Genomic DNA, 25,234 nt, shown 5'->3' on the forward strand with positions numbered 1-25,234 from the left:
GGGGAAGCGCGGACAGAAGTCCGCTTATGCTTTGTTTGTGGCGCGTGGGACGAGTTTCAGGGACGAGCCGAACAGTTGATGGATCTCATCAAGTTGGGTCCGTGCTCGTGTTGCTGCCGCCTCGCGGTGTGCTAGGTCGGCTTCGTGGTGGATTGCTAGTTCTGCTCGCGCCGCGTCGGCGACCATGGCCGGCGTCATGGTGTCGAAAGACTCGGCGGCACCGGGGACGTTGGTGGCGAATCGCCACAGCAAACTCAATGCGGGTAAGGGTGGCTCGGTCATCCTGTCGACTTGGTCTGACAGTTGGATGGCTGCGGTGAGGAAGTCGACGCGCGCGCTGAGCGGGCCGACCACGCGGCGAGACGTGGGCCATGTCGAGACCGCTTGCAGCCCGCGGGCAGGCACGAGCCGATCCGCGGTCAGGGCGCTGCACAAGTAGTACGGGCGGGCGTGTGGCGACGATCGGAACGAACGCTCCTCGTCGCGGCGCAGACTGGTCAACTGCGCCCCGGCCAACTCGCCCGAGAAGAACGCACTGTGCACGGCGACGATCAACTTGGGCGCGGCCGGCACGGTGAGCAGGGTGAGCGCCCGGTGGACCTGGTCGCGAATTGGCAGCAGTGGCCCCGAGCGCAGGACCGGCTCCGGTTCCGGCTCGGGCGTGGTCAGGGCGGCCAGCGTTTCATCCCAGGCGCGTTCCGCCCTGCGCAGGTCGGCCCGCAGCTCGCGCGCTCGCGCCGGGTCGCCGGACAGGGCCGCGCGCCGCACCTCAGTCCGCAGACCCTCGATGCGACGCTCGAGTTCCTCCAGGGGCTCTGCCATGGACGAGACCGTACCAGAGTTCCAGTGTTCTCCAGCAACTACCATGCTTTAGCGTGTCTTTGCAGGTCAGGCCGCACTTGCGGAGCCCGGCCCTGCGGATGCCACACGCGGACCTCGCCCGACGCGGTCGAGTCCGCTGGATTACTTCCGCGGGTGAACGTCCCCGAAGTGGGCCATGCCGTGGGTGTCACCGACCGGCACGGTGACCGAGGAGGCGCTGCGCGCCCTCGGTCGGCCACTGCTGGCCTGGCCGAACGGTGATTTCGACGCCGAGGAGTACTACGAGGGCTCGGTTATGCCTGGGTTCACCTCTCGATGTTTGCGTTGCGGCCGACGAGTAGTCCAGCCGGTGCGGCAGCCGTGTCACCAGGGCTGAGTGTCCTTGCGGACGTCATGTCGCCGACGTCTGCGGCGCGCGAGAAGCGCGTCGGGCAGGATTGACCCATGCCTGCCTCCATCCACGACGTGCTCGAAGGTCTCCGCGGGACCGCGCTAGACGAACGCGACAAGGGCGACAAGTTCGAGCGCCTCGTGCTCAACCTGCTGCGGACCGAGCCGGAATGGGTGAACCGGTTCTCCGATGTGTGGCTGTGGTCGGAGTGGCCAGGTCGGGACGGCCGCCCGGACACCGGCATCGACCTGGTCGCCACGCACCGGGACCGCGAGGGGTACGCCGCGATCCAGTGCAAGTTCTACGACCCCGCTCACCGGGTGTCGAAAGGCGACCTGGACACTTTCCTGTCCGCCTCCGGCGGCCGCGAGTTCGTCAGCCGGTACTTCTTCGACACTGCGGACAACTGGAACAGCAACGCGCTGGAGACCGCGCTCCACCAGGCGGTGCCGGTGCAGCGGGTTGACCTGGCCTACTTGGACGGAGCGAAGGTCGACTGGTCGCGGTTCTCCTGGTCCACCCCGGAGGTGCTGGTCCCGGTCGGGCCGAAGCGGCTGCGCCTGGATCAGGAGCGCGCGCTCAAAGAGGTCTGTGAGGGCCTGGCGGTCTACGACCGGGGCAAGATGATCCGCGCATGCGGCACCGGGAAGACGTTCACCAGCCTCAAGATCGCCGAAAAACTGGTCGGCGCCGACGGCACGGTCCTGTTCCTGGTCCCCTCGATCCAGTTGCTCAGCCAGAGCCTGCGTGAGTGGATGCAGGAGGCCGAGGTCGATCTCCGCCCGTTCGCGGTGTGCTCCGACGTCCGGGTCGGCCGCAAGGTGTCCGACGACGGCGGCATGTCCACCATCGATCTGGCCGAGCCGGCTACCACCGATGCGGCCACTCTCGTCGCCCGGATCTCGGCCGGACGCCACGCCACCCCGCGGATGACGGTGGTGTTCTCCACTTATCAGTCCATCGACGTGATCGCTGAGGCTCAGCGGCTGGGTCTTGGTGAGTTCGACCTGGTGATCTGCGACGAGGCGCACCGCACCACCGGGGTGACCCTCGCGGACACCGACGAGTCCCACTTCGTCAAGGTCCACGACAACGACGTCATCAGCGCTAAGAAGCGCCTGTACATGACCGCGACCCCTCGGGTGTTCGGTGAGGCTGTCCGCCGCAAGGCCGCGGACGCCGATGCCGTGCTGGCCGATATGAATGACGAGAGCTCGTTCGGTCCGGAGTTGCACCGGCTCGGCTTCGGTGAGGCGGTCGAGGCCGATCTGCTCACCGACTACAAGGTGCTGGTGCTCGCGATCGACGAGCAGTACGTCGCGGAGAACTTCCAGAAGGAGATGGCGGCCTCCGGGGAGATCCCGCTCGGCGACGCGGCCAAGCTGATCGGTTGCTGGAACGGCCTGGCCAAGAACTTCGGTGACCCCGCGCGCGGGGAGGTCGAGCCGAACCCGGCGCCGATGCGGCGCGCGCTCGCGTTCGCCAAGGACATCAAGGCCTCCAAACAAGCCTCTATGTCGTTCCCGACACTGGTCGAACGCGCCATCGACAGCGACGGAGACGGCGAGCAGCCACGGCGGCATGCACCGCTCGTCCAGGCCGCACACGTGGACGGCACCATGGGCGTCCAGGAGCGCAACAAGCACCTCGCGTGGTTGTCCGCGGACGCCCCGGACGGCGTGTGCCGGGTGCTCACAAACGCCCGCTGTCTGTCCGAGGGCGTGGACGTGCCGGCTTTGGACGCGGTGATGTTCCTGACCCCGCGCGGCTCCCAGGTCGACGTGGTGCAGTCCGTGGGCCGTGTGATGCGCAAGGCGCCGGGGAAGGAACTGGGCTACATCATCCTGCCGGTGGTCGTGCCCTCCGGTATGGCGCCGGAGGACGCGCTCCGCGACAACGAGCGCTACAAGGTGGTCTGGCAGGTGCTGCAGGCGCTGCGTTCTCACGACGACCGCTTCCACGCGATGATCAACCAGATTGAGCTCAACAAGGGCCACTCCGACCGGCTGATCGTCGACGACGTCACCCCCTACCCCGAAACGGAGACACCGGACGGCATCTCCGGAGACGGCGACCAGACAGAGCGCGCGCGCCACGAGCAGCTGACACTCTCGTTCGACATCGACGCCTACCGCGACGCGATGTTCGCCCGGATCGTCAAGAACGTCGGCGAGCGCAAGTACTGGGAGACGTGGGCCAAGGACGTCGCCGACATCGCACAGGCGCACATCACCCGGATCAGGGGCTTGCTCGCGGACCCCGAGTCCGTACCGGCACGCGAGTTCGAGGCGTTCCTCGACGGTCTGCGCGGCAACCTCAACGAGGGCATCACCGCTGACGAGGCGATCGAGATGCTCGCTCAGCACCTGATTACTCGGCCGATCTTCGAGGCCCTCTTCGTAGGCTACGACTTCGCGGCCAACAACCCCGTGGCGCAGACCATGGAGTTGATGCTCGCCAGCCTGGACGAGCACAACCTCGAGGCCGAGCAGCAGTCCCTGGACCGGTTCTACGCCTCAGTCCGTCGCCGGGTCGAGGGCGTGCGGGACGCCGAGGGCAAGCAACGCGTCATCGTCGAGCTCTATGACAAGTTCTTCGCGACCGCGTTCAAGAAGACCGTCGACCGGCTCGGCATCGTCTACACGCCCATTGAGATCGTCGACTTCATCCTGCGCTCCGCCGACGACGTCCTCCGTCAGGAGTTCGGTAAGGGACTGACCGATGAAGGTGTGCACATCCTGGATGGCTTCACCGGCACCGGCACCTTCATCGTGCGGCTTCTCCAGTCCGGGCTAATCACCCCGCACGACCTGGCTCGCAAGTACGCCACCGAGCTGCATGCCAACGAGATGCTGCTGCTCGCCTACTACATCGCCGCAGTCAACATCGAGACCACCTACGCCGCCCTCGCTCACAGCGAGGTCGAGGGTGGTTCCAGCTACGAGCCCTTCGCGGGACTCGTCCTGACCGACACGTTCCAGTCCTACGAGGACGGTGACCGCGACGACCTGAACATCTTCCCGGCCAACAATGAGCGCATCGAACGCCAGCGGCAGCTCCCGATCACCGTCATCGTTGGTAACCCGCCGTACTCGGTCGGACAGGACTCCGCGAACGACGACAACCAGAACGCGAAGTACCCCACCATCGACTCCGCGATCCGAGACACGTATGCGGCGCTCTCGAGCGCCAGAAGTACCAGGACTCTCTACGACTCTTACATCCGCGCCATCAAATGGGCGAGCCTACGCATCCAGGACCGCGGTGTCATCGCTTTCGTCACCAACGGCGGTTTCCTAGAAGCCAACACCGCCGATGGCATGCGCAAGAGCCTCGCGTCGGAATTCTCGACTATCCACGTCTTCAATCTGCGGGGCAATCGCAGGAACGCCGGGGCTGAAGGGCGGCCCATCTTCGAGGCGTTCGCCAAGGGGGCAGGTGGATCCATCGCGGGGATCGCTGTCATCGTGCTGGTGAAAAACCCCGAAGTCACGACACCTTGTCAGGTTCACTATGCCCAGGTCGGGGACTACACCACGGCGCACGAGAAGGTAGCAGAGATCGTCGCGGCCGGATCTGTCTTCGGAACCGAAGCAAAGGCACTCACACCCAACGCGCACGGCGACTGGTTGAACCAACGGCGCGACGACTTCGCGACCTTCCTTCCTATCGGAGACAAGGCGGGCGGTGCGGCCGTGTTTGGCCGGTTCTCGCTAGGACTCGCTACCGGCCGGGACGCTTGGGCCTATAACTACTCCCGGATGGCCCTTGAGGAAAACGTGCGGAGGATGCTGACCAACTACAACGCTGAGGTCGACAAACGAAACACCGCGCCGAACTATTCGCCTGCACGACAACCTATGGACATCAGCTGGAACCGGAATCTCGAAGCCGACTTTGCAAAAGGTCGGCACCACGAAGTCCGCGATGCGGGTTGGCGCACCAGTGCCTATCGCCCGTTTACGAAGCAGCGTTCGTACTTCGACCAGGCTATGAATGCGATGCTGTACCAGCAGCCGCGACTCTTCCCCACCGCAGCCCATGGGAACCTTGGTTTCAGCTTGACCGGACCAGCGTCGCACTTCGACTTCTGCCTGCTTGCCGCTGATGCCCTGCCGGACCTTCATCTGCTTGACACGAGCCAGTTCTTCCCCCGGTGGACTTGGCAGCAGGTGGAAGATCAGGGCTTCGACTTCGGTGACGAGGGCGAGGTCATTGACGGGTACCGTCGGGTCGACAACATCACCGACGAGGCACAGCGACTCTTCGTCGCGGCCTATGGCGACGAGTGGACGAAGGACGACGTCTTCTACTACTGCTACGGGCTGCTGCACTCGCCGGACTATCGTCAGACATACGCGGCAGATCTGAAGAAGATGCTCCCCCGGATCCCACTGGTGGCTGATGCGGCTGATGCCCAGGCATTCGTCGATGCGGGCAGAACGCTGTGCGACCTGCACGTGGGGTACGAGTTCGTGGAGCCGTATCCGTTGGACGGCCTGCACCCGACCGATGCGCCGGATGGCGACGCTGCGTATGCCTTCTACGCGGTCGCCAACAAGAGGATGCGCTTCGGGAAGCCCACTCCTGAGCTGAAGGCGGCTGGAGAGAAGGTCGACCGGAGCGTCATCCACTACAACGACCGGATCACGGTGGGCGGTATCCCGCAGGAGGCGTACCGCTACCAACTCGGATCACGCTCGGCCATCGAGTGGATCATCGACCGCTACTACGTCAAGACAGACAAGGATTCCGGAATCGTCAACGATCCCAACGCCTGGGCCCGCGAGAGCGACGATCCGCGCTGCAACCTCGACCTGCTCGCTCGGGTCGTGACGGTGAGCCTCGAAACGATGCGGGTCGTCGACGCCCTGCCAGCGCTGGAGATCCGGGCAGGCCAATGAGCCGAGCCGCGCGGCGTCGCCCCGATCTGGATGGATCACCAGACGAGCAGCACCGGGCATGGGGCGTGATCGACGACGAAGCGGGTGGCGTCGCCGAGGCTTTCGGACCGAGTCCATCGCGGTCGCGGCCAAGGATGAGGAGATCGGCGGTCTTCGCTGCGGCGGCAAGCTCGTGTAGGAAGCAGACGGACCGGCCGCGCCACTCGCGCGGAACTGACACCCCCTGAAGATTCAACAGCCGCAACGGAATGACCGTGGTGCGTCTCTCGGGAGGCGCGGACTACCGAGCTCACGGCGCGGTCCTGCGTCCCTGCCCCCACGGCCCTGCTCGCTTGTGGGTTACCACCCAGCGCCGTAGTTCCCGACCAAGCCAGGCCTGGCCCCTTGCAGAGGGAGCTGGGCCTGTCGTGGTGCGGGGGTGCTGCGTCAGGCGGCGGGCGGTTGCTGGCGGGTTTTGCGGGGGACGAGTGCGGCGGTGGCTTCGGCGGTTCCGCGGGCGAGTTCGGGCAGGATGTGGGCGTAGGTGTCGGCGGTGATGGTGATGCTGGAGTGCCCGAGCAGTGCCTGTACTTCTTTGAGGCTGGCTCCGGCGGCGAGTGCGATGGTGGCGGCGGCGTGGCGGAGGTCGTGCAGCCGGATCGGGGGGGGAGTCCGGCGGCGTCGGCGAGTTCTTGGAAGGCGTCGGTGACCTTGGCCGGGTGCACGGGTGTGCCGTCGGGGTTGGTGACCACTAGCCCCGATTCCTGCCAGTCGTCTCCTGCTGCGAGCCGTTGCTGGTCTTGGTGCTGCTTGTGCTCGGTCAGTGTCTCGGTGGTGGCGTTGTCGAGGGCCACGATCCGGCCGGAGGCTTCGGATTTGGGTTCACCGAACTCGACGTTCCAGCCGATCTGGACCAGCGCGGAGGAGATGGTGATGTCCTGGGTGTCCAGGTCGGTTTCCGCCCAGGGCAGGCCGCAGGCTTCACCGCGGCGGAGGCCCCGGTAGGCGATGAGGTGGTAGAGCGGGTAGTAGGGGTGGCCGTAGGCGTGGTCGAGGAATTCGCCGACCTGCTCGGGCATCCACACCATCACCCGGGACGGCTTCTTCCCTGTCTCCTTCCAGCGGCGGACCCGCTGGGGTGTCCACAGCAGCGCTTTGGGGCGTTTGCCGGAGGGCAGCTCGACGTAGGAGGCGGGGTTGAAGGTGATCAGCGGGACGGCTTTGCGTCCGCGTTTGAGGCGGATGGCGGCGTTGAGTGCGGCGCGCAGGGTGGCGCGGTAGCGCTGCATGGTGGCGGCGCCCATGGTGCGCAGGCCGTAGACGGTGGCGCGGATTTCCGGGTCGTCGCTGGCGCGGGCTTCTTCGATGCGGTCGTTGCGTTCGGCCATCGCGTCGAACATGCGGGAGATGTGGTCGATGGTGAGTTCGTCGAGCCGGTAGTGCCCGAGGTGCGGGGTCAGCCAGAGCTGGATGTGGCTGCTGTAGGAGCGTTTGGTGCCGCCCCGGAGTTTCTTCCTCCCTGCAAGCCAGGTCTCAAGCCATTGTCCGACGGCGCGGTACCGTCACCGGCTCGTCGAGCACTCTTTGTCTCCCTCTGCGGGTTCTACTTTCCGATCACCGGCGGCGGTACCCGCCCGGTGTAGCCGAACAGCCCTTGCGGGTCCGACTCCTGCAGATAGTCCGGGGACTTCTTCTCCTTGTCCTCGTCCTTGCCTTTGCCTCGCGCGGCCGCCGGTACGACCGGCCCGGCCCCGGTGCCTCGGGTCCCCGCGCCAGGCTGGCCGCTCGCACCAGCCCGGTCGGCAGGCTCATTCCCCTGCCCCAGGGGACCCGACCCCACCGACCGGCCCGGGCCACCGGCCCGCCGGCGCTGGGCGCCCCAGGCCGGCCGTAGGGCGGCACTACCGGGCCGTTACCAGGCGGGTCCGGTCCCGTCACGTAGTTCAGTGTGTCCGCGCCGCCGCCTGCGGCTGGAAGGTTCGTCAAGCCCGGTCCCGGCAAGTTCGGGACGTCGATGCCCGGCGGAGCCGGGCGCACGAACCCAGCGGCCTCGGTCCCATCTGCCGCGCCCTGCCCCACAGAAGCTCCATCTGGCCGCGGCCCGCCCACTGCCCGATCCGACGACACTTCCCCGTCGGGCCCTGGTCCTGCACCTGGGCGATGATCGGCTTGGACGGCGCGGCCGGTGACGCCGATGGGTTCGCCGTCGGATTCTCGGCCGGGTCCCGCGATCTCCCGCTTCTCTACGGCGCCACCAGCGCCGGGCGCCTGGCCGACGGAGAAGGCCCCGTCGGACTCGCCGGCGATCTGGCCGAACTGGATCGGCATCGCCTGAGCGTGGCCGTCGCTGGTGCGGGTGAAGCTGTTGTAGATCTCGTTGTTCCGCTGGATCGCGGCGTTGCGCTCGTTGAGCTGGATCTCCGTGTCGGTATCCCACGGGCTCGCGACGTCGAGGACGTTCCGCTGAGGTGGCGTATCCGAGATCTCTACCATCGAATCCCGCGTCGCCTGAAACGCGTGATCCTGATCGGCCAGCGTGTTCTGGCTGCCATGCAACGCGGCGGAGGCCTCGGTCGCGGCCTGCGCGAGCGGCCGCAACCCAGCCCGGGCCGCGTCGCCGCCTTGTCCCGTCCAGGCGTTCTCCAGCCGCGCGACCGCCGCCAGCGTGTCCGCCTCAATACCTTGCTGTTCCTGGGCCTGCAGTGCCCCCGCGCGCTGGGCCTCGCCGAGGCTGGCGGTGCCGGGCCCGGTCTTGACCGTGCGGACGAGGTCGGCGGGCACGATCAGCTTGCCTTCGGCCTGCAGCTTCTGCAGGTAGGCCATCATGGCCTCGGTCGGCGCGAAACTCATCAGGCACCGCTCTTCAACGTCGTCATGGCCAGATCCGCCACCATCCGGGCATCCGCACAGGGATCACGCGTCCCCACCTTCGAGTCCACGACGTTCACATCGACTTCGAAAGCAGCGTTGTCCGCGATCCCGACCAGCACCGCGCAATCCCCCAGCGTCTGTCGTTTCCCGCGTAGGCCACGACTGGGTACCCCTGCACCGGCTCCAGAGGCTCCCACAACCTATATCTCTGCTTGTTCGCGTAGAACTGGCTCAGGCCGTGCCGCGCCGCGTACAGCATCTGAATGCCGATACTCGAACCGCGGCTGATGTCGGCCCAGCGGCAGTCCTGCGCGATCCCGGTGTCGCGTGCCGGCTGGACCTCCGGCTGGCGTTGGAACAGCGACGAAATCTGCGCCGGGGTCAGGACCTCGCACGGATCACGCTGGATCACCGAAGGCGGCATGGGGTTGTCGACCTTCGGCGCGTCCGCGTACGGCAGAGCCGCTGTCGACGATGGTCCCGAGCTGGTGGCCGGGGGTGTCTCCGGCTTCTCAGTGCATCCGGCCAGCAGCAGGACCGATGCCGTCGCCAGCACCGTCAAGGCCATGTACCGCATCAGAAGGGCCCTCCATCGACACGTTGCCGATCTCTGCGGCAGCCTGCTCGTCGTGCCGCTGTGTCATCCCCAGAGCGGCCTCGATCTTGCCGATGATGGTCGCCACAAACTGGCTCTGCCGGGTAAGGAGATCATCGTAAGACTCTCCAGAGGCGTTGCTGGCGGTGGTGTTACGCACGGAGGCCGGATCGCTCCCGGGCGACACGACCGACCACAGAGGAGCGGCGCGCCTTCGATGGATCTCGATCCGGTTATGAAGGCGCCTCAGGTTCTCCAGCTCCGCGGTCATGTCCTCGCGGCTCAGAGTGAAGCCACCCGCAGAACCGGCCCTGTTGAGATCGTCGGCGACGAAGAAGTTCAGTCCCGCCAAAGAGAAGTCGTCGCCGACGGTGCTCTGTTCAGCCATGCAGTCCTCTCCTAGCCGCGCAGGTTGTCGATGACGAACTCGGAGATCTTCTTGGCCGCGCCGCAGGGATCGTTCCGCCAGGGACCGGCTTCCGCACGGCCGCGTGTGTTGGCGCCGATGTACACCAGTGTGGCGTCGTCGACGCCGAGAGCCAGCTTGCACGCCAGAGGTCCCTCGTCCTTCTTCGGCGGGATGTTCTCCTCGATCTCCGTGATCACCCCTGGGTAGCCGTTGATCGTGACTTCTTCCCAGTTTTTCGGGTTGTGCCGGCCCCGAGCATGATCGCGATACAGCGTGCTGATGTTGTCCTCCAGCACCGGATGCCACGATGCGGTCACCTCGACCGACCGGCCGAACGCGATGAAACATTCTCCATCCCTGCCCCGCTGCACGGTGCCGTTGTCGCCGAAGCCGATGCCCTGCAACTGTTCCACGGCGATCGCCGTGCACGGATCTGCCTTGAACTTGGCGCCGTTCAACTGTGCGGGGATCGGAGGGACCGACACCGACGGTTCCGGTGGCGGAGGCGGCGGGCTCGTGCCGCAGCCGGCCAGCACCACCAGCCCGCCCGCCATCAGCATGGCGAGCCCTCGGGACAGACGTGGTTTCACGAAGGATCGGCTCCCGGTTTGATCCGCCAGCGGCGGGGTTCCCCGACTACCTCGACGCTCGTGCCGACATCCGGGATCTTGGGAAAGGTGGTTTCGATGGCAGTCAGCTCGAGACCGCTTCCGACCAGCGCTCCGATGTCGGTGATCATGCTGGCGAGGAGCGTGTTGCAGTCACGCCAGAACTTCTCGAACGCCGAATTCATTGCGTCCACGAAATCCTTGGCCGACAACGCAGCCAACGGCGGGACAAGCAGCGACCCCATGACGATCGCGAACTTCCCGCTCAGCTGCGCCAGATTCGCCGCACAGTTCCCGAGCGCGAGCAACAAGTTCTTGTACGTGCTGATCACCGTCGCGGCGACCGTGCTCACCGTTTTGGTCAGACTCGTGACGGAGGCCTGGCCCTTGTTCAGGCCGTCGACAACCATCCCGGAATACATGGAGTACTGGTCGAACGCGTCACCGTGCCACGCGGCATTGAGCGAAAGCTTGGCGTCATTGACCTTCTCGGCCGCATCCTTCAACTTGTTCTGCCTGGCGAACGCGTCCGCGAGATCCAGCGTTTTCTGCAGGTCGCCGGCGACGAACACGCGGAGCTTGTCGAGCAGCCCGATAATCCCGTACGCACCGATCAGGTCCGCGTACTCCCGGACCTTCTGATCCGCGGCCTCCGGATAGCGCATGGTGGCGAGTTCCGCCGCCGCCTGGCCCGGGTCGGAGGTGGTCACTTGATCTCACCCTCCAGCTTCTTCATCCGCTCATACGCTTCCTGATCCAGCTGCTCATAATGGTTCGCAGCCTTGCCCAAGGCCGCGCTCAGCACGGCGAGCTGGGTCGAGTTCTCGGCCGTGATCCGCTGAATCGCGTCGATGGCCGCGTTGTACCGGTCCACCGTCCCTAGTCCGTTGAGCCCGGGCATCAGGTTCGTCGCCGTCCCCGGCAAACCCAGGTCGTAGGGTCCGAGCGCGACGTTCGCCAGGTCCACGATCGCGAAGTTCTGCAGCAGTCCTGCCGCCTCCTCGATCGTGTCGGCCGCGGCTCGCAGCTTCTCCGGGTAGACGTGATAGCCCTGACCGGGACCGGGGTCGAACGGATCCAGAAAGCTCATACCAGCCGCTCCTCATCCCGAACGGCAGCGATCGCCGCCTCATACCGCTGGGCCGCGGTCTCCTCTGCCCGCTGGATCCCCAGCAGCAGCTGCCGCGACAAACTCGCCGCGCTGTAGGCCTTCATCGCGGCCACACCCACCGACACATCGACCAGCTCACCAGCGCCGGTCACCGTCACCGACCCCAGCTCACCCGGCAACGTCCACGTGACACGATCCCGCGCCGCACCGATCGCGGCCTGCTCGACCGCGGCCACCGTCGCGTCGATCTCCCGCGCCAGGTGATACAGCTCGTTCTCGTAGCTCACCAGCGATCCCGCCCCTCATCCTCGAGATCGTCGTCCAAGAAATCGAGCTGATCGAAACTCTCGTCCTCGACCTCTTCGGGATCTCGGCGGACTGCACGAGGCTCGGCCGTCATCCCGGCTCGGGGAGCAGGCGGCGGAACAGTGTCCTCCTGCCGTCCAGGTGCCGATCCGCGGGCGGGTTCGGGCACCCACTCCTGGTCCTTGTCCACCACCGCGCGCACCTTGGCGACACCGGCCTGCGCAGCCTCACGCCGAGCCGCGGACACCGCCTCGATCACCGCAGGCCCCAGCCGCTGCGGATGCGTACTCCGGATCACATGATCGGCGATCATCAGATCCACCAGCTTGCCCTGACCAGTCACCACCGCCGACGCAATACCGTCAGCCGATCTCCCGGTGAACCGGGCCTGCTCCAGCTCGGCATCAAGCTCACCAGCTTGCTGCTGCAACCTCGCCACGTTCAATGACACGCCGGCTCGCCCTCCCCGTCGCCCGACATACCCCTACCAGTCGCCCCCACGGCCCGACCGCATCGCCACGATCAACTCGCGAGCGTAATCGGCCGAGCGGTCAGCGTAGTCGAAACCGCAGATCCGTGTCTCGTTCCCATCACTCCGCCGGGAACAGGCAGCTCGGTGTCCCCGCCGCCAGGTGAACTTCAGCCGGGCCTTCCGGCTCGTCTGTCCGCCACGATGCACGCGCGTGGGCCAGGTAGGCGATCACATTCGTTCCGCAGCGGCGGACGACCCGGAATGCAAGGGACCCCCGAGCCCTCGCTATGCTCATGGTCACGGGCCGTTAGCTCAATTGGTAGAGCTGTGGACTTTTAATCCATAGGTTCCGGGTTCGAGCCCCGGGCGGCCCACAATTTTCGCAGGTCACGCGGTCTTTCGTGGTTTGCCGAGGCTGGATGGTGTGGTGCGTGTAGGACGTCGCCGGCGCGTTCAGTTCTCTGCATTGCCTGGCAGGAGTAGTTCTACGGATGCGGCCGGTGGCAGGTACTGCGCGCTGGACTGATGAGGTGCGCCAAGGCGGGTCTGGTCGCCACGATCGTTGTGGCGGGCTTGGGTGATGTCGAGTGTGGTGAGCAGGACTCGATTACCCCGAGGGGTGTCGCCGTGACCGGTCAGGCGCTTGCTGTGGCTGTTCCTGGCGCTACGAGCGTGACGTTGGATCCGGCGGCGACGGGTTCACCCAGTGTCCTACTACCTCCGGCTGCGGTTCACCTCCCTGGCAGTGGACGGCGGCCGAGGCACGCGCGCCGCGCCGCTCGTGTGGTGTGGGACATCGCCGACAGCCAGTGGACCATGTTGCGGGTGGAGACCGGCTGTGCCGGAACAACGTCGTGCGCCACTGTGCAGTTGACGGTGGACGCCGCGTTCGTCAATGCCGTCTGGGGCACGCCGGCTCACGTGACCCACCGGCCGGCGATCAGTGACGAGGACCGCCGTCGAGCGGCGTCCGGGGTGCATGGCGCCGCCACCAGCACAGGATGTTCGACTTCGCGCAGGAGCTTCCCAGCCTGTTCCCTACCGGGTGGGGTGTCTATGGTTCGCGACCGAAGCCAGGTAGCGACTTCGTGTGGTTGACGTGTTCGTGCCGGTAGGAACTGATTGGAAGGTCCGCGAGGCGGGCTCGCGCATGTCGCCGCCGTGCTGTGGCATGACCAGCCCGGCAACCTTTGCGGCGTCGGTCTGGACGTTGTCGAAAACGTCGCGACGTCGACAGCCGAGACGTTGACGGCGCCATCAACCGCGTCCGGCACGACACCGGCCGTGCGTGAGATCTACCGATACGACGCAGGAGCCGCGCCGCATCTTCGGGCACGAGCGCCGGACCTGGACGCCCAGTAGGCGTGCTTCCAGAGCAGCGGGCTACGTCCGCGACTTCCGACGACACCTGATCGCGAAACCGATGGCGCCGGAGGGGCGCCGAGCATGATCAATGTCCGCGACTGCCGACGGCACCAGGCCGTCCGAGCGGCTGATTGCTGCCGCTACTGGCTGCTGGTCCGGGTCGTTTGTTAGTGGCCAGTTGAAATTCCCCGCCGACGGCCAGTTGGCGGGGTGCTGTCTGTCCACCAGTAGTTACGGAGCGTCAAGTCCGAGCAGGGGCAGGCACCGGACAAGCCCCTCCATGCCGATCGGGATGGTGCGGTGCTGCTCCCACCTCGCTCGGGTTAGGCGTAGTCGATGCTCGATCGACAATCGGCCACCGACGGCGCGGCGTTGAACGCCGTCGGGTTGGTAGCCGAGTTTGCGCGACACCGCCAGGGAAGCGAGGTTGTGCTCGAAAGCGGCCGAGATCGCCTCGTCCGCATCGAGTCCGGCGAACGCGAGGTGCAGCACCGCGGCGCGCATCTCGGTGCCGATTCCCTGCCCCTGGTAGCGCTGCCCGAGCCAGGAGCCCGTGTGCACTTCTCGCGTAATGGCCAGGTCGCGGGCTCCGATGCTCTGCTGTCCGACGACGAGATCGGCATCAAACACCGTGAGGTTGAGCGACCAGTCGTCGTGCGGGGTCCAGCTACCCAGTTGCCGCCAGTGGTGCTGGACGACGCTCAGCGCAACCTTGTCCGGTGACTGGTCAGTCCACGGCACGACAAACGGCATGACATCCGAGCCATGGACGCCGCTGGCTGCCAGGTCGGCCAAGGCGCCGAGTTCCTCGGGCGAAGGCAGGCGCAGTTCCAGCCGTGGCGTCGTCAGCCTCAGCCCAAGCAGCGGGAAGTGATCGACAAGCATGCCGCCATCGTGCGCGCAGATCAGGAACAGATCATCCTGTTTTCCTGGTCATGCGGACGGGTTCCCGAAGCCGCGGCAGCTACGAAGAGTGACCTCGCAACTGGCCGTCCGTGGGAAATTTGAGCTGGCCGCTGACAGTCGTTCGTTCTCGCTGTACTGGAGTGCTCCACCTGGAGCGGCGGGCTTCGTCACGGGCGCGCTGGCCAGGACGGGCGTATCGGCCAGCTGCGGCCCGTGGCGGTAGTGACGACGGCATTCGCGAGCATGTAGTTGTTCGGTACGAGGGCGACATCACCGTTGCGGGAGACCGAGGTCGAGATTCGCAGCGAAATCCACCTGGTGCGGGTGAAGCTGCCCGCGCGAGCGGTTCGCCCAGCTCGGTGGGGGACGGTGCTGCCGACTTGTCCCGAAGACGGAATCCGCTCAGCCCAATCTGTTGCGCAGGGGTCGAGTTGTGAAGACGTTCGCCCTGGGATACTCGCCGTAGGTGGACAGCAGCGTTGGCGAGCCCGGTCGGTTCCCAATCGGAGCGTTCATTCCCGGGGCCAAGCAGTATGTAGCTCGACTCACGCTACCTGCCGGATCGGCCTCGAGTCCAGCTCGCGCTGAGTCACATCTCTTGAAAGTTTCGTCACGCCGCGTAGTATGGCCTATCGAGCCTGATCGGTATCACCGGAAGCAACTTACGAACGTGCTGCACGCATCCAGAGCACAACGTCCAGATAGCGCAACAGGCTGGTGTCCGCGATCTCGTCGGGTATCCCAGCACGCGCATATCGAGAAGGCCGGGGCCGGTGTCTTCGTCCTCGTCGAGGGCGGGAGGAGCATCCTCGTCGTCGAGGCTTGGCACCACGGGACGTCCCAGCCTGCCTTCAGCAGCTCGACGATCAGGTCCGGCAAGTGCTCCGCGGCGGCCGCGTCACTCATCGGCTCCGGTGCAGTCAGTTCCAGCCACACGGCGTACGGCAAGACCTACCCTCCCAGTCACTCACATTCCGGCCACGACCCGGTGCCAGTTCATGGGCGAAGGCGACATGCCGCTGGGACCGTTTCCGCAAGCTCGGGTTGATGCAATTGCAGTGGGGGTCTGAACTCGGGGTGGTTGAGTAGTTTCCCGCTTGGCGCGGCCTGTGGATGATCTTACTGTCGTCCGGGTGGGTATTCAGCACGACAAGGAAGCGGTTGAGCTTCCGCGGACTGGCCTCCGGGCTTCGAGGCTGGGCTGCGGTTTGGTGGCCTTGCTGGGCTTCGGTGTCGTGGCGACCTTGATCATGACGCTCGCGGTGGCGGTGATCCCGTTCCCGTGCGAGAGCTTCGAGGCGATCTGCGGCAAACAAGATCTGGTCGCGTACATGCCGATGGTCGCGACGATCGTTGGTGTGGTGGGCGCCGGGATCGGCGGGGGGATCGCGCTCCGTCGCCGGCGTAGGTCGGGGCCGTGGGTTCTTGGTGCGTGGCTGTTGGTGTTCGCCGGGTGCGGGTATTCCTGTTCCGTCCTCAGCGCCGAGCCGGATACCGCGGCACGGAACGCGAAGACGGCGGCGGATCGGGAACAGCGGATCGTGGCGATGCGGGCACGACCGGACTTCGAGACCGTCAAGGCCCGCTACCGGCAGATGCACCAACAGCTTGCTGACGCGGCGGCCGCCGCTGTGCCAGGCTTAAGTTGGCCAGCTGAGGACGCTCTGCTCGACGGGAGCCGTAGTGGGTGCGACCGGGACACTCCGCACGGCCGTGGCTACCGCGGCACCGGTAGCGCCTCCACCGCCGGATACACGGTAATTACCGAGCCACAGTGGACCGCTCTCGAGTCTGCGCTCCGGGAGGTCGCCGGACAATATGGTTTCACCGGCCCGCCGAGCCACCGGCGGACAGGCCCGAACGATCCGCAACCACCTGGATTCGTATGGACATCCCCGGAAGGAGCCCGCATCGAGGGCGATTTGACCCGGTTCGACCACGGACTCTCCTTGTCCTTCAGCACACCGTGTTTTCTGCCGAAGGCCCAGCGCTGACGGAAGGTCTGATCAGATGCGTGCGGCGGGACACGCCGGCGTGTTCGTGCAACGATGGTCTGCACCTCGACGAGCCCGGCGGCCTCGCGACCGGCATCTGCGCACCCGCCGCAGGGCGCTCCCCGGGTGCTCCTGTGCCGAAGCATTGCCCGGCACAGGCAGGCACTAGACGGCACTCGAAGGTGAACGCCTCTCGTGTCAACCTGCGCTAGCGATGCGGAGTGACATTGAGTGGCACTCGGCGACACCGGGTAGCCGCAAACTTTTAATCCGTAGGTTCTGGGTTCGAGCCCCAGGCGGCCCACTCTTTCGCCTGGTCCACCTTCGTGGGCCGCTCAGGGCGACATCATCTCCCCGGTTTATCCCCGGGTTTGAGGTCGGGCTGCTGGACGGTTGAGGCCGGATGTCACTCCGAGTACGGTGCCGAGTGTGCACTGTGACCAGGGGGAGACTGCGTCGCGGTTGGTGGTAGTGGCTCGGCAGGTATGGGCTGGGAGCCGCGGCCCTCGTGACTTCATGGACACGTTCGCCGGAACGGTGGTGTTCTCGCAGCGCCCGGAACGGCCCGCGTTGCTGGTGACCGGCCTTGGTGACCAGGGGCGCTGGACGGTCGCCTTCTCGACCATCGAACGTTTGGCCGCCTATGCGGGTGAGTGTGACTACTTCTCGACGACGGGCGCGGATCTGCTGGAACTGATCCCTCCGGGTGTCGGTCTCATGGTCGACCCTGGGGATGAGCACCGGTTTCCTGTCCTGTCCCGGATGGCGCCGGATGTGGTCACGCGGGCCTGGGCGCGGAAGTTCACCGCACGGCAGGGCAGGGCGACCGTCTGATCGGTACGAGGTCTGCGTTGGTGGAGGGGGAATGAAAGGTGGATGGTCCAGGGTTCCATGTCGAGATCGAGGTACTGGAAAGTGCTTCGAAAAGTATGGGCGAGATCGTGTATGACCAAGACAGCTTCGAGCTGCGAGGGTTGTGCGGCGACACCCCGATGTACGGCCACGACGGTGTCCATGACGCGTTGGCGGAATTCTGCGGCCGGTGGAGCATCGGGCTCGACGCGTTGTCCGACCGTGCCCGCGATCTGGGCGATCTACTGGGTAAAGCAGCGAAGGCATACCGCGAGGTCGAGCACGCCAATCTCGATGCGTTGAAGGGCGATCCTGGTCTGGAACCGATCGCCCCGGATCGGGCGTCGTCCGGGCCGATCCGATGACCGCCGAGTTGGGGCAGACGACCGATCCGAAGGCGCTGGTGCCCGGCAATCCGGACGCGGTGTTCGAGAACGCCCGGGTGCTGCACGAGCGAGCACGGGATGCGCTGGCCGCGGGTGGCGCGCTGCAGCGGATCGACACCGGGGCATGGCAAGGGCCCGCGTCGAACCGGTTTCATGAGGACCACCAGACCGAGGTGCCGCGCTGGGGCGGCGCCGGCGACTCCTTGGAAAACGCGGCATCGGCGTTGGCCGACTTCGCGAATTGTCTTGTCTGGGCGCAAGGCCAGGCCACGGAGGCGATCGCTCGATGGCAGCAGGGCGACGCCGAAACCCGACAGGCCAAGGAAGCTCACGGCAACGCAGTGGCCGAGGCCGAAGCACAGACGAGAGCGAACGCCCAGAGGGGCGACCCGACGGTGGTGCAGGCCTCTCCGTTCACCGACCCGGGTGAAGCGAAGCTCCAAGCGGCTAGAGACATCCTTGGCCGCGCCCGTCGTCAACTGGCCAATGTGGGCAACCTGACGGCTGACGCACTGCGCTATGAAGCCGCCGTAGCGCCCCAGGATTCGTCGAAGCAGTCAGATGCGAACTTCTACGGTGGCATGCTGGACAGCCTCCAAGGCCTTGCCGAAGGCGTATGGGGTGCGATCAGCGACCCGGGCGGCACTGTCGCCGCGATGGCGCACAACATCGCGCATCCGGTGGACACCCTGAAATCCATGGTCGCGTGGGACGACTGGGCCAACGGCCGCGGAGACCGCGCACTGGGCAAGATCACCGCCGACTTCATGATCGCCGCGACCACACTGGGCGCCGGCAAACTGATCAAGGACGGTCTCCGGAAGCACGGCGATGACGAACCCGGCGTCGGGTCGCATGTGGACGGTGGCTCGCCGGACATGCCGACGAGTTTCGCGCCGACCGACGCTACACGGGGCAGGCGGCATCTATCGCGACCCGAACTCGACCCCTTCGAAGCGAACAACGTGATGCTGGACCGCATCGACAAGGCATTGGCCGAAGGAAGACCGTTGTCCGAGGCGCAGACGAACTTCATGCGCCACGAAACAGTCGAAGCGAAACTGATGGACGACGGAATGGGCTACGACGAGGCACACGCGGAGGCGTTGAAGTCTCATCCTCCAGGCAAGAACTATGATCCCGACGTGATCGATCAATCGCCGGAGTTCGGTCCCTGGTGGCGGAAAATGAACGGATTGGGGCCACGATGAGCGTCGTGAACGTCGAGCGTCACGGCATGGTCGCGATCGGCGAGGGCGACCATGCCGCGGCGTACAAAGCAACGGAATGGCTGAAGTCCTCGCGAACAGCATCAGCCACGTCCCGGCCGGTGATGCCCATCCGGATCCATGTCGAGTCGTTGCGCAGGTTCGGAGGACTCGCTCCACGCGCCCTCATCGGCGGGCAGTTCGTTCCCGGCCCCGGCGACCGGACGGAAATCAGTGTCGGCGTGGCGGGTTTCGGGCTGTTCGACGCCGATGACGAGCCGACCTGCCCCAGTGGACTCTGGAGCCAGCCGTTCACCATCGGCCTGCCGGGCGAATTCGCCGGACCGGTGGCGAAGGCCCTGGGCGAGGGAACTCGGCTTCCGCCAGGAACACTGACGATCGACCGGGCAGGCTTTGATCTGATGAACTCCTCGGAAATGATCTTCGCGCAGACGGTGTCCGTTCTCCAGGCCGTGTTGGCCGCTCACCTCGGTGGCGAAGATGTCGAAGAGGCGGCCCGTGCGGTAATGCGCGTCTGGTGAACCCGTTGTACAGCCGGATGTCCTGACGCGGAACAACCTCTCCGGCGTCGGGGCGTCTCTTGATCATGGACCTGAAGCGCGTATCCCGCCGAGTCGTCGCCCTGTCCGCGGCCTTCACTGCCGCACTGGTGGTCGTGGCCACCCCTGCGTCCGCGGTCGACGACCGGGTGGCGGCGCTGGCTCACTGGACGCCGGAGCGGATGCGTCAGTGGGTGGGCGAGGAATGGCTGCCGCCCGCCGAGAAGATCGGCCGCGTGTGGGAGGGGCCGGTGCCGCCGGGGGTCGGACGGCTGTTCTTCACCGCCGAGCCCGGTGTCGACGGATCCTGCACGGCGACGGTGGTTCCCAGTTCCAGCAAGGATGTGGCGTTCACCGCCGGGCATTGCGTGAACGGCGGGCTGGACCGCTACGACAACCCGATCAAGATCGTCAACGTCGTGTTCGTGCCGGGTTACGACCGCGGCGCGGCACCGCACGGGGTGTTCGCGGCCCGGGCGTTCGCCTGGTCGGGTACCTATCCGGGGCCGATGAGCGGGACGGACGACGACGCGGTGATCGCGCTGGATCCGGTCGGTGGTCACCACGTCGCCGATGTCGCGGGCACTCAGGACATCTCGTTCGGAGAGCTACCGTCCACTGTGGACACGACCATGCTCGGATACCCCGTCTCCCAAGCCGCCGCCGGTGAAGCGTTGTTCTCCTGCGTGCGGCCCGCCGAACGCGAGGTCAACTCGGTCAACACGACGTGGAAAACGGATTGCGATCTGGCGGGCGGTTCCAGCGGCGGGCCGTGGCTGCGGAACTTCGATCCCGCCACCGGCAAGGGGACGATCTTCAGCGTCACCAGCCGAGGGACGATGACCGAGGACGGGACGACCACGGATCTGAGTGGCGCCGCTTTCACGGAGCCCGTGCGGAACCTGTACGAGCGGGCAGGTGAACTCTGATCTCGCGGGAAACTGTTCGCGCGATCGTGTTACGCGGGCACATCGCTTTATCGCTCGCGTGTGGTCAATTCGAGTGGATCCGCCTTGTGTGTATTGACCGGGGTATCGCGCTGACTCGAACTGGATAACTGCTGGTCAGAGCGCGAAGATGGCTGCTTGTTTCGTCGAAGGGGGCGTATTTCGGCCAGGGGTGCGAGGTGCCTGTCGAAGTGCGTGGTTATGGTCTTTTCACGGCACCGAATCGCTGATGCCGGCCGTGCCCCAACTCGACGAGTAATCGGAGCCAATCGCTGTGACGGACGTGGGAGCCCAGACGATCGACGCGGCGCGCGCCGGTCGTTTCGTGGCTCGCGCGCTCGCCGTGATGGGCGGTGTCGTCGCGGCATGGCTCGCCGGCGACGCTTCCGCGAGCGCCGACACCGTGCCGACCGGTTTCGATCTCCCGACGGCGATCGGTGAAATCGACCAGGCTTCCCCTATCACGCAGGGAACCGTCGACAAAGTCAGCGACGTTGTCAGTCGCGTTGCCGGTCCGTCGGATGATCTCGCCGGAATACTGAAGCCCGCGATGGGCGTCGTAACGGCGACAACCGAGCGCGTGACGGAAACGCCGTTCGACATTGTCATCCTGCGGCCGACGCCCGAGGTCGTTCCCGGCCCCGTCACCGCTTCGCCCGTCGACAGTTCTGTGACCGCATTGGTCCCCGCCACGGTCTTCGCCGACACGGCTGAACCGTCCGGCTCGCCGTGCCGGTGTGAGACCGCCGTCGAGCATCCGGCTCCGGCTCCGGTGACGTCCCCGCCACCTTCCGATCACGACGCGTCGATACCGAATCCGCCGTGGTCGCCGATGTCAGCCTTGGGAACAGCGACGAGCGTCACCACCGCGTCCGGTGGCGACCACATGGGTTGCGCCGTCCTACCGGGCCGTGTGGCCTGGGGCATCCCGCTTTCGCCGGGGTGCCGCGACTTCGGGCACCAGGCCGTCCGAGCCGTGTCGATCCGGCCGGGCGTCACACCCGGCTGATCGCGCCGCGACCCTTCTCATCGGGTTTCTCCCTGCTGTCGCGGCATCGGCCTTCGCCGGATTCCGGCCACGAACCACTTTTTCTTATGCTCAAAGGAGTATTCGTCATGCAGAACTGGGTTAAGTACATCCTTCAGGCCACCCTTGCCAGTGGTGGCCTGCTGATGCTGGGTACGGGCATCGCCTCGGCGACCGAGAACGTCAACCCCGACCTGCCGGCATCCCCGCTGGACCAGCAGACCACCGCTCCGGTGACGAGCGGCCTGTCCGAGGCCTTGCGTCAGCTGGACACGGCGGCGCAGGACTCGGTGCGGCCCGCCGTGGACACGATGGTCACCGACGTCCCGGCCGCGGTGCCTCCCACGACGACCCCGGTCGGACCGGTCTACCCGGTGCCCGCGGACCTGCTGGACCTCCTGCCGCCCAAGGTCACCAAGGTCGCCGAAGACCTGCCGGAGCCGGACCTGTACAAGCCGCTCGGTGCCGAGCTGAGCGCGACCCAGCTGCCTGTCCTGCCGGTCCTCCCTCGCGTGGAGCACGTCGAGGACGCGCTCGCGGGGCACGAGCCGGCCATCCCCGTCCAAAGTGAACTGGCGGTTCCGCTCGTTCCGTTGAGCGGCACCGTCGCCTCCGACCCGCTCAACGCCGACTCCGGCACCCGGGTGACCGCCGTCCACGCAGAGGCGCCGCAGGTCGCGAACACGAACGAGGCCCCTCGCCCGACGCCGATGCCGGCGATGACCGCCGTGCCGGGCCAGCCTCAGCGCGCAGACAAGGCCGATTCCGAGCTTCCTCTGGTCGGCGGGCTCCTTCCCGCGCACACGGGCACGAGCGGCAACTTGCCCGTGCTCGGTGGGCTCCTTCCCGCGAATACAGGAACGAGCGGCAACTTGCCCGTGCTCGGCTCGTTGTCCCAAGGCGGTTTGGCGCAGCAACTGACCGGTCCGGCGGAGAACCTGCTCCGTAAGTAGCGCTCGCCAGGATTCATTGCGGACCAGAGGCCCGGGTACACCCGTACCCGGGCCTTTCGCTGTCCACGCGCGCTGCGGGATGTCGAGACGTCCGGAGCGGCTCCGACCCTTCGGTGAGAGCGCCGGACGGCGGCGCCACCGAAGCGAAGGAGGCCTTGCGATGAGCAAGGTGGTGCTGGACGTGTCGACGGTGGCCCCGACCCTCGCGTTCACCTCTTCGGCGACAACGGCGGCACGTTCGCTTTCTGCGGGCTGGAGACCGCGCTCCGGCGTGCCAAGGCCGCCGCGGGCGACAAGGACGTCCTGGTGATGGGTGAGGACGTCGCCGGGCAGGTGCTCGCCGCGGGACTGCTCGACGAAGTCCACCTCCACCTCGCCCCCGTGGTGCTGGGGCAGGGAACCGGCCTGTTCGGCTGACGTCTCGGCGAGCTGATCCCGCAGGGTGAACCCGTCGCGGGGGCCGCTACTCACCTGCGCTTTCGCAGCCGGGCTCGGTGAGTGAGCTCACCGACGACGCGCTGCCACGCCGGTGACGCCTCGGAGATCCGGGAAACGACCAGTTCGAGGTAGCCCGGCCGCCCGCCATCGCCCTTGTGATCGATCTCCCAGGCGTCCAGGTCGTCGATGAGCCGGTCGAGGCGCGGATCGCGCGGATCCCAGCCGATCGCCTGGTCACAGGCGAGATAGACGCGCAGCGTCTCGGGGTCGTCGAAGGCGGCGTTCTTCTCCCGTAGCCGCTCCGGCACGACGTGCGGGTCCAACGCGCGCATCAGGATCCACGCGTCGCGTTCGAGCAGGACCCGCTGTTCGCTGACCCCCAGATCGCGCATCCGGTCCAGGAGGGCGACCACGCCCGGAGGCAGGACCAGCCGTTCGCCGACGGCCAGTTCGGCGATCCGGAGGCGGTTTTCGGCGAGCTGGTCGATCTTGCGCCGCAGCTCGGCGTCGATGTCGGCGATGGCGGCGGCGAACTCGGCGGGCCGGGCGTGCAGCAGCGCGTCGATCCGGGCCAGCGGCACCCCGGCGTCGGCGAGGGTCCTGATCCGGATGAGGTCCACCGCCGCCTGCGCGCTGTACCGGCGATAGCCGGAGGCGTCGCGTCCGGGCTCGGGCAGCAGGCCGACGTGGTGATAGTGACGGACGGCACGCACGGTCACCCCGGCGGTCGCCGCGAGCTGGCCGATCGTGAGCACCCGTTCTCCCTGTCGCCGGAAACCGCCGCCGAGTCTAGGAGCGGTCGACGACATCGCGGATCGCCTGGGCCACGGCATCGGGACGGTCGAAGCAGAGCCGGTGGTGCAAGGTGTCGGTGAGGACGCGCTGCTCGCCGCGGGAGACCCTGCTCACCAGGGCCGCGTCCATTTTCGTCTTGCCGTCGTGCAGCTCCCGGGACAGCTGTTCCGGCTGGGCGGGGTCGGTGCCCACGACGGTGAGCGCGATCACAGGGACGTCGGGCAGATCCGGCCCGGCTCGGAGCTCGGCGGCGAGTTCGACCAGGCCGGTGCGTTCGGCGACGCCGGCGCGGAGCCAGTCGTCGCTCACCTTGGCCTCTATCAGGGCCTCTCGTACGTGGTCCGGATAGCCGGTGCGCAACTCGGCGTACGTCTCGCGGAGGACCGGACGCAGCTCGTCCAGCCGGTCGAGATCGGGTGCCGTCCGCTCGGCCTCGGCCAGGCTCGCCGAGGGAGGCATGAAGTCGTCCCAGGCGGGGTGGAGGGCGTCCAACCAGACCAGTCCCGCCACCTCTCGCGGGTGAAGCTGCGCGAACCCGTGCGCGTAGAGGCCTCCGAGGGAGTGCGCCGCCAGGACGTACGGGCCGGGGATGTCCAGGGCGAGCAGCAGTTCGTGGAGCTCTGTGGCCACCTCGGCGGCAGTGCGCGGCAGCGGGAGGGGATCGCTGTAGCCCGTGCCGCCGCGGTCGTAGACCACGGCGGTGGTGAACCGCGCGACCTCCTGCTGGACCCCGAGGTAGTCCAGGCCGACCGCACTGGCGCCCGGAAGGAACACGACGGCCGGTCCGCCGTCACCCGATCGGTGCAAGAAGAGGCGGCGGCCGTCGAGCTCCTGGAAGCCCCCGATCGGCGGCGCGAACCGGGCCGGGGAAGTGCTGTCGTTCGTCATGTGGGAAGCCTCCGGCCCTGACGCTGGGTCAAGGTCAAGGCTTCGGGTCGAGATCTTTGGCCTGACCTGCGGAAAGATGACCCTCCACCAAACTTTTCCGGGACACGACGTGTGCGGCTCGGGAAGACCTGCGATAATTACCAGTGAGATCGGGGCATCGAATGGGCTCAGACTCGCTATGAAGAGCAGGTAAAAAGTATGGCTCAGGGCAGCGTTAAGTGGTTCAACGGCGAAAAGGGCTTCGGCTTCATCGCTCAGGACGACGGTGGACCGGACGTTTTCGTGCACTACTCGGAGATTCAGGGCAACGGCTTCAAGTCCCTGGACGAAGGGCAGCGCGTCGAATTCGAGATCGGCCAAGGTCAGAAGGGCCCCCAGGCCCAGCGCGTCGTCGCCATCTGACGTTTTTTCACACCGAAGGCCCCTACCCTCTCCGGGTGGGGGCCT

25 protein-coding genes and 1 tRNA gene are annotated in these 25,234 nt (G+C 66.5%); 13 read left to right on the plus strand and 13 right to left on the minus strand.

All coding sequences use genetic code 11. From position 1 onward, the window contains the following. Positions 1–24: 24 nt before the first annotated feature. Positions 25–822: a serine/threonine-protein kinase gene (locus ACZ5IK_RS07030; RefSeq protein WP_465486939.1), complete on the minus strand. Its 798-nt coding sequence runs from the start codon at positions 820–822 to the stop codon at positions 25–27. 444 nt (positions 823–1,266) lie between these two features. On the opposite strand from ACZ5IK_RS07030, the gene ACZ5IK_RS07035 reads away from it, so the two are divergent. Further along, complete coding sequence (locus ACZ5IK_RS07035; RefSeq protein WP_465486940.1) at positions 1,267–6,117, plus strand: DEAD/DEAH box helicase; 4,851 nt, start codon at positions 1,267–1,269, stop codon at positions 6,115–6,117. Between the two features lie 35 nt (positions 6,118–6,152). On the opposite strand, the gene ACZ5IK_RS07040 is transcribed toward ACZ5IK_RS07035, so the two are convergent. The 9 genes from ACZ5IK_RS07040 to ACZ5IK_RS07080 all read right to left on the minus strand — a co-directional run bounded on the left by ACZ5IK_RS07040 (position 6,153) and on the right by ACZ5IK_RS07080 (position 12,435). Then, positions 6,153–7,484, minus strand: coding sequence for a site-specific integrase (locus ACZ5IK_RS07040; RefSeq protein ID WP_465486941.1), 1,332 nt, complete (start codon positions 7,482–7,484; stop codon positions 6,153–6,155). Positions 7,485–7,710: 226 nt separating this feature from the next. Continuing rightward, positions 7,711–8,946 carry a hypothetical protein gene (locus ACZ5IK_RS07045; protein ID WP_465486942.1) on the minus strand — a complete coding sequence of 412 codons (1,236 nt, stop codon included), beginning with the start codon at positions 8,944–8,946 and terminating at the stop codon, positions 7,711–7,713. A gap of 94 nt (positions 8,947–9,040) precedes the next feature. Further along, positions 9,041–9,535 (minus strand): DUF3558 family protein, encoded by a 495-nt coding sequence (locus ACZ5IK_RS07050; RefSeq protein ID WP_465486943.1) that lies wholly within the window; start codon positions 9,533–9,535, stop codon positions 9,041–9,043. Further along, entirely contained in the window at positions 9,480–9,950 is a 471-nt protein-coding gene (locus tag ACZ5IK_RS07055) for a hypothetical protein (RefSeq protein WP_465486944.1), read from the minus strand. The genes ACZ5IK_RS07050 and ACZ5IK_RS07055 overlap by 56 nt, the downstream gene beginning before the upstream one ends. Before the next feature lie 11 nt (positions 9,951–9,961). Continuing rightward, positions 9,962–10,561 (minus strand): DUF3558 domain-containing protein, encoded by a 600-nt coding sequence (locus ACZ5IK_RS07060; RefSeq protein ID WP_465486945.1) that lies wholly within the window; start codon positions 10,559–10,561, stop codon positions 9,962–9,964. After that, positions 10,558–11,244, minus strand: coding sequence for a hypothetical protein (locus ACZ5IK_RS07065; protein WP_465486946.1), 687 nt, complete (start codon positions 11,242–11,244; stop codon positions 10,558–10,560). Before ACZ5IK_RS07065 ends, ACZ5IK_RS07060 begins: the two co-directional genes overlap by 4 nt. 41 nt (positions 11,245–11,285) lie before the next feature. After that, positions 11,286–11,669 (minus strand): hypothetical protein, encoded by a 384-nt coding sequence (locus ACZ5IK_RS07070; RefSeq protein WP_465486947.1) that lies wholly within the window; start codon positions 11,667–11,669, stop codon positions 11,286–11,288. Then, positions 11,666–11,977 carry a hypothetical protein gene (locus tag ACZ5IK_RS07075; protein WP_465486948.1) on the minus strand — a complete coding sequence of 104 codons (312 nt, stop codon included), beginning with the start codon at positions 11,975–11,977 and terminating at the stop codon, positions 11,666–11,668. The genes ACZ5IK_RS07070 and ACZ5IK_RS07075 overlap by 4 nt, the downstream gene beginning before the upstream one ends. Beyond that, the gene (locus ACZ5IK_RS07080) at positions 11,974–12,435 is read right to left on the minus strand and encodes a YbaB/EbfC family nucleoid-associated protein (protein WP_465486949.1); all 462 of its coding nucleotides are present in this window, start codon (positions 12,433–12,435) and stop codon (positions 11,974–11,976) included. The genes ACZ5IK_RS07075 and ACZ5IK_RS07080 overlap by 4 nt, the downstream gene beginning before the upstream one ends. Positions 12,436–12,769: 334 nt before the next feature. Here ACZ5IK_RS07080 and ACZ5IK_RS07085 point away from each other — a divergent pair. Continuing rightward, positions 12,770–12,842: transfer RNA gene (locus ACZ5IK_RS07085), tRNA-Lys, on the plus strand. Positions 12,843–13,590: 748 nt separating this feature from the next. Further along, positions 13,591–13,830: a hypothetical protein gene (locus ACZ5IK_RS07090; protein ID WP_465486950.1), complete on the plus strand. Its 240-nt coding sequence runs from the start codon at positions 13,591–13,593 to the stop codon at positions 13,828–13,830. 234 nt (positions 13,831–14,064) lie between these two features. On the opposite strand, the gene ACZ5IK_RS07095 is transcribed toward ACZ5IK_RS07090, so the two are convergent. After that, positions 14,065–14,718, minus strand: a complete 654-nt coding sequence (locus tag ACZ5IK_RS07095) for a GNAT family N-acetyltransferase (protein WP_465486951.1) — start codon at positions 14,716–14,718, stop codon at positions 14,065–14,067. Positions 14,719–15,872: 1,154 nt separating this feature from the next. Here ACZ5IK_RS07095 and ACZ5IK_RS07100 point away from each other — a divergent pair. From ACZ5IK_RS07100 to ACZ5IK_RS07140, 9 genes are all read left to right on the plus strand, one after another. Further along, on the plus strand, positions 15,873–16,733 hold the full coding sequence (locus tag ACZ5IK_RS07100) for an LppA family lipoprotein (RefSeq protein ID WP_465486952.1): 861 nt from the start codon (positions 15,873–15,875) through the stop codon (positions 16,731–16,733). 516 nt (positions 16,734–17,249) lie between these two features. Next, complete coding sequence (locus ACZ5IK_RS07105; RefSeq protein WP_465486953.1) at positions 17,250–17,567, plus strand: SseB family protein; 318 nt, start codon at positions 17,250–17,252, stop codon at positions 17,565–17,567. 95 nt (positions 17,568–17,662) lie between these two features. Then, a complete protein-coding gene (locus tag ACZ5IK_RS07110) occupies positions 17,663–17,950 on the plus strand; it encodes a hypothetical protein (protein ID WP_465486954.1) in 288 nt (95 codons plus the stop codon). Beyond that, positions 17,947–19,182: a putative T7SS-secreted protein gene (locus tag ACZ5IK_RS07115; protein WP_465486955.1), complete on the plus strand. Its 1,236-nt coding sequence runs from the start codon at positions 17,947–17,949 to the stop codon at positions 19,180–19,182. The genes ACZ5IK_RS07110 and ACZ5IK_RS07115 overlap by 4 nt, the downstream gene beginning before the upstream one ends. Positions 19,183–19,187: 5 nt before the next feature. Continuing rightward, positions 19,188–19,721, plus strand: coding sequence for a hypothetical protein (locus tag ACZ5IK_RS07120; protein ID WP_465486956.1), 534 nt, complete (start codon positions 19,188–19,190; stop codon positions 19,719–19,721). A 65-nt stretch (positions 19,722–19,786) separates the two neighbouring features. Further along, complete coding sequence (locus ACZ5IK_RS07125; protein WP_465486957.1) at positions 19,787–20,668, plus strand: trypsin-like serine peptidase; 882 nt, start codon at positions 19,787–19,789, stop codon at positions 20,666–20,668. Between the two features lie 292 nt (positions 20,669–20,960). Continuing rightward, on the plus strand, positions 20,961–21,695 hold the full coding sequence (locus ACZ5IK_RS07130; protein WP_465486958.1) for a hypothetical protein: 735 nt from the start codon (positions 20,961–20,963) through the stop codon (positions 21,693–21,695). A 107-nt stretch (positions 21,696–21,802) separates the two neighbouring features. Next, the gene (locus ACZ5IK_RS07135) at positions 21,803–22,666 is read left to right on the plus strand and encodes a hypothetical protein (protein ID WP_465486959.1); all 864 of its coding nucleotides are present in this window, start codon (positions 21,803–21,805) and stop codon (positions 22,664–22,666) included. 252 nt (positions 22,667–22,918) lie between these two features. After that, positions 22,919–23,083 carry a dihydrofolate reductase family protein gene (locus ACZ5IK_RS07140; RefSeq protein ID WP_465487242.1) on the plus strand — a complete coding sequence of 55 codons (165 nt, stop codon included), beginning with the start codon at positions 22,919–22,921 and terminating at the stop codon, positions 23,081–23,083. Between the two features lie 50 nt (positions 23,084–23,133). Here the strand turns inward: ACZ5IK_RS07140 and ACZ5IK_RS07145 are convergent, their stop codons facing one another. Both ACZ5IK_RS07145 and ACZ5IK_RS07150 read right to left on the minus strand, forming a co-directional pair. Next, positions 23,134–23,859 (minus strand): MerR family transcriptional regulator, encoded by a 726-nt coding sequence (locus ACZ5IK_RS07145; protein ID WP_465486960.1) that lies wholly within the window; start codon positions 23,857–23,859, stop codon positions 23,134–23,136. A 34-nt stretch (positions 23,860–23,893) separates the two neighbouring features. Beyond that, positions 23,894–24,787 carry an alpha/beta hydrolase gene (locus ACZ5IK_RS07150; RefSeq protein WP_465486961.1) on the minus strand — a complete coding sequence of 298 codons (894 nt, stop codon included), beginning with the start codon at positions 24,785–24,787 and terminating at the stop codon, positions 23,894–23,896. Between the two features lie 198 nt (positions 24,788–24,985). On the opposite strand from ACZ5IK_RS07150, the gene ACZ5IK_RS07155 reads away from it, so the two are divergent. After that, complete coding sequence (locus tag ACZ5IK_RS07155) at positions 24,986–25,189, plus strand: cold-shock protein (protein ID WP_037319102.1); 204 nt, start codon at positions 24,986–24,988, stop codon at positions 25,187–25,189. The last annotated feature ends 45 nt before the right edge of the window (positions 25,190–25,234 follow it).

The organism is Amycolatopsis sp. NPDC031561, from assembly GCF_055580625.1.